The sequence below is a fragment of the Weizmannia sp. FSL W8-1119 genome, assembly GCF_038008605.1.
GTDB classification, from domain to species: domain Bacteria; phylum Bacillota; class Bacilli; order Bacillales; family Bacillaceae_C; genus Weizmannia; species Weizmannia coagulans.
The window spans coordinates 547865-559841 of record NZ_JBBOZL010000001.1 but is presented as its reverse complement, the minus strand read 5'-3'; the positions used below and the strand labels follow the sequence as shown (position 1 = coordinate 559841).

Annotated in this window: 9 protein-coding genes; 5 read left to right on the top strand and 4 right to left on the bottom strand. The window is 45.6% G+C overall.

The window, feature by feature from the left end; genetic code table 11:
- Nucleotides 1-70 precede the first annotated feature (70 nt).
- Together NSQ19_RS02630 and NSQ19_RS02625 are read right to left on the bottom strand one after the other, a co-directional pair.
- Complete coding sequence (locus NSQ19_RS02630) at nucleotides 71-1009, bottom strand: L-lactate dehydrogenase (RefSeq protein ID WP_046721206.1); 939 nt, start codon at nucleotides 1007-1009, stop codon at nucleotides 71-73.
- Nucleotides 1010-1433: 424 nt separating this feature from the next.
- Entirely contained in the window at nucleotides 1434-1724 is a 291-nt protein-coding gene (locus NSQ19_RS02625) for a hypothetical protein (protein ID WP_235601585.1), read from the bottom strand.
- A 293-nt stretch (nucleotides 1725-2017) separates the two neighbouring features.
- On the opposite strand from NSQ19_RS02625, the gene ppc reads away from it, so the two are divergent.
- Both ppc and NSQ19_RS02615 read left to right on the top strand, forming a co-directional pair.
- Entirely contained in the window at nucleotides 2018-4777 is a 2760-nt protein-coding gene (gene ppc, locus NSQ19_RS02620; RefSeq protein ID WP_340702318.1) for a phosphoenolpyruvate carboxylase, read from the top strand.
- Between the two features lie 201 nt (nucleotides 4778-4978).
- Complete coding sequence (locus tag NSQ19_RS02615) at nucleotides 4979-5221, top strand: hypothetical protein (protein ID WP_046721204.1); 243 nt, start codon at nucleotides 4979-4981, stop codon at nucleotides 5219-5221.
- 39 nt (nucleotides 5222-5260) lie between these two features.
- Here NSQ19_RS02615 and NSQ19_RS02610 read toward each other — a convergent pair whose 3' ends face one another.
- The gene (locus NSQ19_RS02610; RefSeq protein WP_258921932.1) at nucleotides 5261-5995 is read right to left on the bottom strand and encodes a sensor histidine kinase; all 735 of its coding nucleotides are present in this window, start codon (nucleotides 5993-5995) and stop codon (nucleotides 5261-5263) included.
- On the bottom strand, nucleotides 5974-6492 hold the full coding sequence (locus NSQ19_RS02605) for a hypothetical protein (RefSeq protein ID WP_340702317.1): 519 nt from the start codon (nucleotides 6490-6492) through the stop codon (nucleotides 5974-5976). The genes NSQ19_RS02610 and NSQ19_RS02605 overlap by 22 nt, the downstream gene beginning before the upstream one ends.
- Before the next feature lie 181 nt (nucleotides 6493-6673).
- Between NSQ19_RS02605 and NSQ19_RS02600 the strand changes: the two genes are divergently transcribed.
- The 3 genes from NSQ19_RS02600 (at nucleotide 6674) to NSQ19_RS02590 (ending at nucleotide 11881) form a co-directional block, all read left to right on the top strand.
- Nucleotides 6674-7651: a LacI family DNA-binding transcriptional regulator gene (locus tag NSQ19_RS02600; RefSeq protein WP_013858482.1), complete on the top strand. Its 978-nt coding sequence runs from the start codon at nucleotides 6674-6676 to the stop codon at nucleotides 7649-7651.
- 521 nt (nucleotides 7652-8172) lie between these two features.
- The gene (locus tag NSQ19_RS02595) at nucleotides 8173-9579 is read left to right on the top strand and encodes an SLC45 family MFS transporter (protein WP_340702316.1); all 1407 of its coding nucleotides are present in this window, start codon (nucleotides 8173-8175) and stop codon (nucleotides 9577-9579) included.
- A gap of 19 nt (nucleotides 9580-9598) precedes the next feature.
- The gene (locus NSQ19_RS02590) at nucleotides 9599-11881 is read left to right on the top strand and encodes a glycoside hydrolase family 65 protein (RefSeq protein WP_340702315.1); all 2283 of its coding nucleotides are present in this window, start codon (nucleotides 9599-9601) and stop codon (nucleotides 11879-11881) included.
- Nucleotides 11882-11977: the final 96 nt, after the last annotated feature.

Below are 11977 nucleotides of genomic sequence, written 5' to 3'. Positions count from 1 at the left end.
TTAAGCAGGCGCCGGGATTTTTTTCAAAGAAAAAGCCGGGCCTCCCATGAAGCCCGGCCGGCACAAATGCTTACAATACCGGTGCCATTGTTTCTTTTAGCACTTTTACAGAATGATTGAACTGTTCCTGTTCTTTTTCGTTCAGTTTGATTTCAACCACTTCACGGATGCCCTGGCGATTGATGATGGCCGGAACGCCAACGTACACATCGCTGTTTCCGTATTGGCCTTCAAGAAATGCAGAGACCGTCAATACGCTGTTTTCATTGTTCAGGATTGCCCTTGTAATCCGGGTCAGGGACATCCCGATGCCGTAAAATGTGGCCCCTTTTCGTTCAATAATATGATAAGCCGCATCTCTCGTATTGACAAAAATGTCATCTAACGTCTTTTCGTCAATAATTCCTTTTTGTAGATAACTTTCAATCGTATCATAACCGATATTTGTATGGCTCCATACCGGAAGTTCCGTATCGCCGTGTTCGCCGATAATCGCAGCATGCACATTGCGCGGGTCAATTCCAAATTGGGCGCTCAAAGAGTTGCGGAGACGCGCGGAGTCAAGCACTGTGCCCGAACCGATAACATGTTCTTTCGGCAGGCCGGACTCTTTCCAAGTTACATATGTCAAAATGTCAACCGGGTTGCTGGCAACAAGAAAAATCCCGTTAAAGCCGCTGTCCATGATGCTCTTAATCATGCCTTTAAAAATTTTTGCGTTTTTGGCAACAAGATCAAGCCTTGTTTCGCCCGGTTTTTGCGGGGAACCTGCCGTAATGACAACAAGATCGGCAGTGCCGCAATCGGAATAATCGCCTTTCCAAACGCGGGTCGGCGTAGGCGCAAATGGCAGGCCGTGGTTCAGGTCCATGGCTTCCCCTTCTGCTTTTGCTTCGTTAATATCGATTAAAACAAGCTCTTCTGCAACACCCTGATTAATCATGGCGTAGCAGTAACTTGTACCAACTGCACCCGTTCCAACCACTGCAATACGATTGACTTTTTTCATGTATAATCTTCCTTCCCATCAAAAGTAAAAAATATTTCCACTGTATGAAAGCAGTTTTGCAAGCCCGGCATGGCGGGCCCCTATCCAGTCTATGGATATTGTGCCAACTCCTAATGGATTCTATACTGCTTTTCCTTTAAAGCAGGACAATTAAACTTTTGCAGCAAATGCTGCCGTGCGGTTTGTGAAATAGATGGACGGCATGCCCTTTTATGGCTGAAATGGATCGTTCCGTTCATTTTCCTTCATTCCACATGGGTAAGTATACCACTATTTTTGTGATTAGATTCACATATTTTATGGCGAAAATTTGAAAATTTGCTTGCCCAAATGCCCGGTTTTAAAGGAAAATGACGGTTTTTCAAAATTATCCGTTTACATTTTTCACAAATGGCTTTATTTGAAAGAGCCAGATATGTAAGCGTTATTCATTCTTGTGCTGATTTTCACAAAGTTCCCCGGGCGGAGGAATAAATGGCTGATCCCGCCCAAATGATCTCTGCCATTTTTGCTCCTGAATGCCTGCCCTCCAAAAAAGCGGGTGCTGCCCGCTTAAAAGAATCTGCTTCACATGCATGGAGGCGTGCCCGCCAGACATCGACAAAAACGCAACTGTACAGCCATTCAATTGTGCATCAAAAATGAACATCGTGTGGACAGCCAGTACGACGGGCAAAATAAAGCCGACCATAAAATCAACTTCATATAAGTGCACTTTTTTCTCTCCATACCGGCTGCTTTCATTTATTATCAAAGAAGAAGAGACCGGTTTCAATGCCAATTCTTTTCTTTCCATTCTCGGTACTTGCCATGTAAAAACACGAATGATATTCGCAGTTGACTTTTAATTGTTCGCGTTTTATCCTTAATTTATCCCTTTATGCGGGAAATGTTCCTTTACTGGTTTTTAATTTTATAAAGTATTAGACTTTTTTCATTTTACAAGTATAATAATAAGTATCATTTTCTTTGTGCATTTTTCTGACCAAATGAAAGGAGCGATTATCCTTGCATCAAATTGATGAAAAGAAAGCCCCCCGGATGGCCCTGCAGGCAGACATGGATTTTCTCGCCGGGCTGCTGGATAAAGTGATCCTATTTGAAGGCGGCGAAGCATTGCTCAAAACAATCCAAAATATTCGCTCCCTGGCACAAAAAGCGAGGGAAACCGGCGATGAGGCTTTCTACCTTCAATTAAAAAAAGAAATTACAGACCTGAATCCGCCAGAACGGCAGGAAGTCATCCGCGCTTTCTCTACCTATCTGCAATTATTTAATATTACCGAGCAAAATTTCAGAATTAAGCGCCGGCGGGAGTACCAGTCGGAAGATACAGACCAGGTCCAACCGCGTTCACTTGAAGATGGCATCGAAACGCTGCGGAAAGAAAAAGTGCCAGCTGAAATGGTTGCAGAACTGCTGAACAGTTTATCGCTTGAGCTGATTATAACGGCACACCCGACAGAAGCAACGAGGCGGACCATTCTGCAAATCCATAAACGCATTGCAGACCTTTTAAAAACGCTCGAATTTACAAGCACCCGTTATGAGAAAAAAGTTATTGAAGAAACGATTTTGAATGAGATTACCATTTTATGGCAAAGTTCCGAAATCCGCGAGAAGAAACCGTCCGTTCTCGACGAGGTGAAAAACGGGCTTTATTATTTCGACAATGTCCTGTTCGACGTGCTGCCGCGCATACACGAAGACCTAGAAGACTATCTGTACGAATCGTACGGACAGCGTTTTAAAGTCCCTTCTTATCTTCATTTCGGATCGTGGATCGGCGGCGACCGGGACGGGAACCCGAACGTGACCGCGGACATCACCTGGAAAACGCTCGAGATGCAGCGTGAACTCGTATTGGAAAAATATAAAAAGTCGCTTACCACACTCCGGGAGCTGCTCAGCCATTCTGTCAAAAAAATAAGCGCCAGCCATGCCCTGCTTGCGTCTGTGGAAAGCGAAGAAAATACAATGCCGGCTGCAAAATTATGGCCGACAAAAGATGAAATTTACCGCAGAAAGCTGGCGATTATGATCCATAAACTGGAATGTGTGGGAAAAAGCAATGGCGGCTACCAATCCGCAGAGGAGCTCCTTGCCGATCTGTATATGATCCGGGACAGCGTGAACCAGCACCATCCGGCCGGGCATCCGATTAAATTGCTCCGCAAAGTTATCCGCCAGGTCGAATTGTTCGGGTTCCACCTAGCATCACTCGATATCCGCAACCATAGCGGCGAACATGAATCAGCACTTGCCGAGGTGCTTTATAACGTCAATATCGCGAAAGACTATAAAAATCTGCCCGAAAATGAAAAAGTCGCGGTGCTCCTGAAGGCTTTAAACGACCCGCGGCCGATGATTTCAATCTATGATACGTTTACGCCGGAAACGCAGGAAGTCATCAACACATTCCGGATGATCAAACGCGCCCACCAAACATTCGGCGAACGGTCCATCCAGGTGTATTTGATCAGCATGGCACATTCGGTCAGCGACGTGCTGGAAGTGCTCGTGCTCGCAAAAGAAGCCGGCCTGTACCGCGTCTACCCGAACGGCGAAATTTTAAGTGAGATCCATATCGCCCCGCTTCTTGAAACGATCGAAGACTTGCGGAACGGCGCGAAAATGCTCGAAACCCTTTTCCAAATGCCCATTTACCGCAACCATTTAAAGGTGCGCGGCAATCTGCAGGAAGTCATGCTCGGCTATTCCGACGGCAGCAAAGACGGCGGCACGATGACGGCGAACTGGCAGCTGTACAAAGCACAGAAAGAGATCCACGAAATGGGTGCCAAATACGGCATTAAGCTGAAGTTTTTCCACGGGCGCGGCGGTTCACTCGGACGCGGCGGTGGCCCGCTTTATTCAAGCCTTTTGTCCCAGCCGCCGGTTACACTTGGCGACGGCGTGAAAATCACCGAGCAGGGCGAAGTGCTGTCATCGCGCTATTTGCTGCGCGACATTGCCTACCGGAGCCTTGAGCAGGCGACATCCACGATGATGTGTGCCATCACAGAACAAAAACAGAACGAGAAAAATGGCAAAACGCCAAACGAAGAAGCTGTCAGGGCAATGGATAAAATTTCCGAATATGCGCTTGAAAAATATCAGGAACTCGTCTTCCGCGACCCTGACTTCCTGTCTTATTTCAAACAGGCAACGCCTTTAAATGAGATCGGTGAACTCAACATCGGCTCCCGCCCGATGAGCCGGAAAGGGAGCGCCCGTTTCGAAGACTTGCGCGCCATTCCGTGGGTATTTTCCTGGACGCAAAGCCGCCAGCTCCTTCCCGCCTGGTACGCAGCCGGGACAGGCCTGAGCAAATATGTGGAAGAAACCGGCAATTTCAAGTTGCTTCGGGAAATGTATGCATCATGGCCGTTCTTCCATGCAACGATCAATAACCTGCAAATGGCATTGATCAAGGCGGAGCTTTCCACGGCTGAAGAATATACAAGGCTGGTGAAAGATCCTGAAGTTGCCGGCCGGATTTTCGGCCTGATCAAAGCGGAATACGAACTAACGAAGGAAATGGTTTTAAAGATTGCGGACCAAAAAGAATTGCTGGATTACACGCCAAACATAAAAGAATCGGTGCGTCTCCGCAACCCGTACGTCGACCCGCTGAACCTGTTCCAAGTCTACCTTATTTCGCAACTGCGTGAACGCGAAAACAAAGATGAAAAAGCCCGGCACCTGCTGATGGAGGTCCTGCTTACGATCAACGGCATCGCCGCAGGGCTCCGGAATACAGGCTGATAGCAATCCCAAAAGCTCTTTTTAAAACAAAAAAACCGTTGGGAAAATCATTTTTTCCCGGCGGTTTTTCTCATTTTCCGGATGTTTTTCTGAAGGGCTGCCCCGAAAAGGCTGGCGGGAGCCCCCTTTTTTGACGGAAATGGTAAAAAGAATGCAGCACTTATTGTATAATGGGTTTAAGAATATGTCGGGGGTGGGCCAATGGATGACTTCATCGGATTGATTTCAGTCATTTTAATTTTTTCGGTGCCAATTGTCGCAATTGTCACGAATTTCTTTAAGTCGCGTGAAAAAATAAAGGTGCAAATATTGGAGAAAGAACTGGAGCTCGAAAAGCTGAAAAACGAAAACTTCCTGCTGGAAACAGAAAAAATGAGGCTGGAATTGCAAAAAATGGAGCTGGACGGGCCCAAGGATGAGTGGGTAATAAGCCGGGACCGGTAAATGTAAAACAGCTAAAAGAGCGGCTGCTCATTTGCCGCTCTATTTCACCTGCACATCTTTCCGCTTCTTTTTCGGGAAGGTAATCGTAAATGTTGTCCCTTCGCCAAGTTTGCTGTCGACTCTGATTTTGCCGCTGTGCTTTTCCACAATCCATTTTGCAATGGAAAGGCCGAGGCTTTCCGTTTTCGTCCGTGATTTGCTGACCTGAAAGAAGCGGTCAAATATTTTCTCACGGTCCTCCTCTTTCAGGCCGATGCCGTTGTCCTGTACGGAGATACCGACATGGTTTTTGCTTTCAAAGCAAGCCAGCTCAATTTTCCCGCCGTCCCCCGTGTATTTCATCGCATTGTCAAGCAAAATGACAATGAGCTGGTGGATCCGGTCGCGGTCCCCTGAAAACGTAACCGGCGGGGCGGATTTTAAAATCAGGGTTTTTCCCTGGATGGCCGCCAGTTCTGAAAAATGATCCATAATCTCCCGGAGCAGCTCATCGAGATAAAATGGTTTCCGTTCAATTTCAATTTTATCCGAATCGGAACGTGCCAGTGTCAAGAGGTTGGACACAAGCTTTGTAAGACGGCGGCATTCATTCAAAACAGTGGAAATATCCTGGAGAACATCCCGCACCGTTTCATTCGGCTTGCGCAGCAAAAGCTCCACTCGTGACTGGATCACCGCAAGCGGCGTGCGAATTTCATGGGAAGCATCAGAAACAAATTGCGTTTGTTTATCCCACGCGGCTTTGATCGGTTTTAATGCCCGTTCCGCCAACACCAGCCCGGCGAGCACCGCAAGCAGGTTGGCGCAATCGTAATGATCATCAGTTTATGGAGCATGAGCACTTCCCCGTCAATTTGCGCAAGGAACTGGATTTTCACATCTTCATTTTGCATCATGTCTTTTACCGTGTATGTCCGAAAGTAATGCCCCGCTACCTTGATCGCTTCCATAAAGTGGACATGTGCCGGTGCAAATTCCGCCGCATATTGTTCATAAAGATACACATCCGGACCGTCACTGGGTGTGGACATCAGGTTATTATTTTTGTCCCAGATCAAAATGCGCAGGCGGATATCATTGCCGTGGGGATCGCCGGCTAAGCTTCCACCTTTTTTTTCGATCCTGTCGAGCGCCCTGTAAATGGACTGGTCAGCCTCGCTGTACATATGTGTGCGCACATACATATAAATGACCGTTCCTAAAACGGCAATCAGCAAAATAAATACGCATGCGTTTAATGCCGTCAGCTTGATCCTCGTTTTACGGAACATGAATTATTTGTCCGGCTCCTTTAAAAGGTATCCAATCCCATTTTCCATTATATTAAAAATTAATTTAAAAATCATATATTCAGTCTATGATTTCTGTGAATAATTGCTTAAAATAAATCTATATAAGAGCTCTGCATCGATCCGATTATTCAGTTATTTTTCCTGAAGAAAGGTGATTTAGATGACAACCATTCGGGATATTGCGAAAAAAGCAAATGTCTCCGTTTCGACTGCTTCACGGGCTTTGAATAATAATCCGCGCATCAGCGTAAAGACAAGACAGCGCATCCAAGCCATCGCAGCCGCGGAAGGTTATATGCCGAACTATAATGCCAGGAATTTAACGCTTGGTGAGGCAAACGTCGTAGGGATTGTATTTCCGGCAGCTGAAAACAATGTACAGGGGAATCCTTTCTATATTGATATTTTACGGGGCATCAACAAACAGCTGGCCCCTCGCCACTACGTTCTGTCAGTTGCGATTGGTGATCACACAGAACAAGTTTTTGAGAACGTGAAATCTATGGTTGAACAGGCGAAAGTAAAGCGATTTATCTTACTGTATTCCTATGCAGGCGATCCGGTAACAGAATACTTGCGAAAAAAGGCACTGCGCTTTGTCATTATCGGCGAGCCGGTTGAAGATAAAAATGATTTTTATGTAGACAATAATAATTATCAAGCTGGTATTGCTGGAACAGAATACTTGCTTGGGCATTTAGGGGCGAAACACCCGGTTTTTGTCGAATCTTCCCATGAATGGCCTTATGAGCGCAGCAGGCGGGAAGGCTTTCAGGCAGCCATTTTAAGACGTGGCGTTTCCCCACTGATTTACCGCCTTCAAAAGGAAAACAATGACGGCATAACGGTGGAGTTTATCCGGCAGCATCCGGAAATTGATAGTATCATGGCGACTGATGATATGATCGGTTTTGAATTTTACCATCATTGGCAGTGCGCCCATCCTGGCAAAAGCATACCGGCTGTAAGCTTTAATCATTCTTTTATTTTACAATTGGCAAATCATCAGTTTCATTCGATCAATTTATTTCCGGAAAATCTCGGTTCTGCAGCTGTCGATCTGCTTTTTACAGATAAGGAAAATAAGGGGGGCGAAGAGCCACCGCGTAAAATCATTCTGCCATTTGAAATCAGTTAACGGCAGTGTTTTACATGCAGCAGATTCCAATCTTGCAACCGGTTTATGGATATTTTGTGAAACCGGTTGCGCTGATCCGGTAAAATCATATATAATAAAGATGTTCGATGCAGAAGACCCAAAATGAGGAACATGTTCATTTTTTATTGCCTGTAATGCAACCGATTGCGCAATCCCCTGCCATGAGGTTTTAATAAGATTAAATCTATAACTACTAGCTGGAACTAAGAAATCTGGAAGAAAATTGGTTGGGGCTTCCAATAAATATGGAAAGCGATAGTACATTGGCGGCAAAAATGCAACCGGTTGCGCCTTGAAAAGGGGGAATTACGATGAGGATTACCCAAAAATAAGGGAATAAAACTTCTGCTGGAACGAACCAATATGGATCTTCAAAGTCTGTAATAAATATGGAAGGTGTCTCTGCATTTACGGGGGAATGCAACCGGTTGTGAACGAAACCAGAAATATCCGTCCTGAGCGCAGGCTCTTAAATAGATTAATAGAATGGAGGAATGATCATGCGAGAAACGGTGAATACCGACGAAAAAAGTATTGGACGGGTAAAATCATCTGCAACTGTTAAAGACGGCAAGAAAATTGGCAGCCACCAATTGCCGGCGCTGCCAATCAGCACGATTTGGATGATTAGTTTTGGTTTTTTAGGTGTGCAAATGGCCTTTTCGCTGCAAAGTTCGAATATGGGGCGCATCTTTCAAACGATTGGCGCCGATCCTACAAAATTAGGTTTCTTCTTCATCTTGCCGCCGCTTGCTGGACTTGTTGTCCAGCCGTTGGTCGGTTATTTCTCTGACCGGACATGGATACCGAAACTGGGCCGCCGGATCCCTTATTTGTTGGTAGGGGCCGTTGTGGCTGTGATAGTTATGTGTTTGCTTCCGAATGCCGGAAGTTTTGGCTTTGGGTTCGGATCAATGACAGCATTGACATTTGGAGCGGTGACTATCTTGTTTATGGATTTATCTTCCAATGTAGCCATGCAACCGTTTAAGATGATGGTCGCCGACATGGTAAATGAAGAACAAAAAGGTTTTGCTTATGCTGTCCAAAGTTTTCTCTCTAACAGCGGTGCAGTACTGGCCTGTATTTTTCCGTTTGTTTTAACGGCATTGGGCGTTTCAAACAGTGCACCAAAAGGCGTGGTGCCGCAATCGGTTGTGGTCTCGTTTTACAGCGGAGCCGTTATTTTAATTGTGTGCAGCCTGTTTACGGTTTTTAAAGTCAAAGAATATCCCCCGGATGAGTATGCCGTTTATCATGGCATCCAAAATCAAGCACAAAAAGAAAAAAAGGGCATGTTTCAATTGCTCCTCAATGCGCCGAAAGAGTTCTGGACGATTACTCTCGTACAATTTTTCTGCTGGATGGGTTTTCAATATTTGTGGACGTATGGAGCGGGGGCAGTGGCCAAAAACGCTTGGAATGCAGTGGATCCGTCAAGCGCGGCCTATCAGGAAGCAGCCAACTGGTTCGGCGTTTTATCAGGTGTGTATTCCCTTGCCGCGGTATTTTGGTCTCTTGTGTTAACAAAGGTACCGAAAAATAAACAGAAACCGGCTTATGCGTTCAGCCTAGTGCTTGGCGGGGTTGGTTTCGGTTCAGTTTTCTTTATCCACAACCCGGGCACATTACTTGTTTCGTTTATCCTGATCGGCATTGCATGGGCTGCGATGATGGCATTCCCGTTCACGATTCTGACCAATTCATTATCAGGAGAGAATATGGGAACCTATCTCGGGTTGTTTAACGGCAGCATCTGTTTGCCACAAATTGTGGCTTCCTGCTTAAGTTTTGTGATATTCCCGGCGCTCGGGTCCTCTATGCCGGCGATGATTTTGTTGTCAGGCGTGCTGCTGGTTATTGGGGCGGCTTCTGTTTCGCTGATTAAAAAAACGCAAACAAAGTAAATTTTTATGGAAAAGGAGAATGAATATGAAACGTATTTTTGAAGTACAGCCATGGAATGTTGTCAGCCATGATTTTAACCGGGCAGAAAAAAGGTTGCAGGAATCCATGACCAGTTTAGGCAACGGCTATATGGGCATGCGTGGGTTTTTCGAGGAGAACTACAGCGGAGATACTTTGCCGGGCATTTATTTAGGCGGTGTATGGTTTCCGGACAGGACCCGTGTAGGGTGGTGGAAAATCGGTTATCCTGAATACTTCGGCAAGGTGATTAATGCCATCAATTTTATTAAAATCAATATTGCGTTAAACGGAGAATTTATCGATTTGGCTAAAGATGAGATTACCGGATTCGAACTGAATCTCGATATGAAAAACGCACGTCTTACCCGTTCTTTTACTGTGGAAAAGGGTACGGCAAAAGTTGTGGTTACCTTTGAACGTTTCTTGAGTGTTGCCCAAAAAGAATTGTCATTCCAGCGGGTTCGCCTAAAAAATCTCGGTTCAGATGATGTGGACGTTAAGATCATTTCAGCCATCGATGCGGACGTTAAAAATGAAGATGCAAACTACGGCGAACGCTTTTGGGAAGTATTGCAAACTGATCAAAAAGAACAATCCGGATCACTGGTTGCCATTACGAAAGCCAACCCGTTCGGAACCCCGCGCTTTACGGTCGGGGCGGAAATGCACCATCGGACAGCTTTGCAAGCGAAAGTAGCTGCACCGGCTCATGATAAAGAAGTTGTAAATGAATTTAGCGGTAAATTGGTAGCCGGTTCGGAAATCGATTTTGAAAAGCGCGTGATCGTGGTTACCTCTCGGGATTATCATACTCAAAATAATTTGGTTTCTGCGATGAACGCGATCAGCGAAAAAACTGACAATCTATCCTATGATGAATTATTCGATGCCCATCGTGCGATTTGGGCAGAGCGCTGGGAAAAGTCGGACGTCAAAATTGAAGGCGATGTTGCAGCACAGCAGGGGATCCGTTTTAACCTCTTCCAGATGTTTTCAACGTATTATGGTGAAGACGCCCGCCTTAACATTGGTCCGAAAGGATTTACAGGTGAAAAATACGGCGGTGCCACGTATTGGGATACTGAAGCTTTTGTCCTGCCGTTTTACTTGGGGGTGGCAGAACCAAAAATTTCCAAAAATCTGTTGAAGTACCGTTACCAGCAGCTCGATGGCGCTTATCATAATGCTAAAAAGCAAGGATTAAAGGGCGCTTTGTTCCCTATGGTCACTTTCGATGGCATTGAGTGCCACAATGAATGGGAAATTACGTTTGAAGAAATTCACCGGAATGCGGATATTGCTTTTGCCATTTATAACTACACCCGCTATACCGGAGACAAGTCCTATGTTTTAAACGAAGGCAGCAAAGTGTTGACAGAAATCTCCCGGTTCTGGGCTGACCGCGTGCATTTTTCCAAACGCAAACAAAAATATATGCTGCACGGCGTCACCGGTCCAGACGAATATGAGAATAATGTGGATAATAACTGGTATACCAACTACATGGCCCGATGGACTTTGGCATACACTTTGCAGGTCCTGGAGGAAGTTTCGCAGGAACAGGCAGCTGTTTTAAATGTGACAGAGGAAGAAAAACAGTTGTGGCAGGATATTGTAGACCGCATGTATCTTCCGGAAGATGAAGAGCTCGGCATTTTTGTCCAGCATGACGGTTTCCTTGATAAAGATATTAAGCCTGTGAGCGAAATTCCGGCTGATGAATTGCCAATCAATCAGCACTGGTCATGGGATAAAATACTGCGTTCGGCGTATATCAAACAAGCGGATGTATTGCAAGGAATCTGGAATTTTATTGATGAATTTACACCGGAACAGAAAAAACGCAACTTTGATTTTTACGAACCTTTAACCGTGCATGAATCGAGCCTGTCTGCTTCTATCCATGCGATTCTGGCTTCCGATCTGCACTATGAAAACAAGGCGGTGGAAATGTATGAACGGACATCACGTCTTGACTTGGACAACTATAACAATGATACCGAAGACGGGCTGCATATCACTTCAATGACGGGGAGCTGGCTGGCTATTGTGCAGGGATTTGCCGGCATGCGTGTCCGGGATGGCAAGCTGCACTTTGCCCCGTTCCTGCCGAAAAAATGGGACAAATACCAATTCCGCCTGTTGTTCCGAGGCCGTCTGATTGAAGTAGGTGTGGATACAAATGGAGTGTCACTTGAATTGCTGGAAGGCGAACCCTTGACGGTCGGTTTGTATGGAAAAGACGTTGAACTGGTTGCACAATCTTCGGTTTTTGTTTAAATGATTCTCCTTTATGCGAAGATATCGGAGGCATTTTTCCAAAATATTTTCATCTTAAGGCTCGGTTAAATGTTATTGTTGATGGCCGCGGGAGAC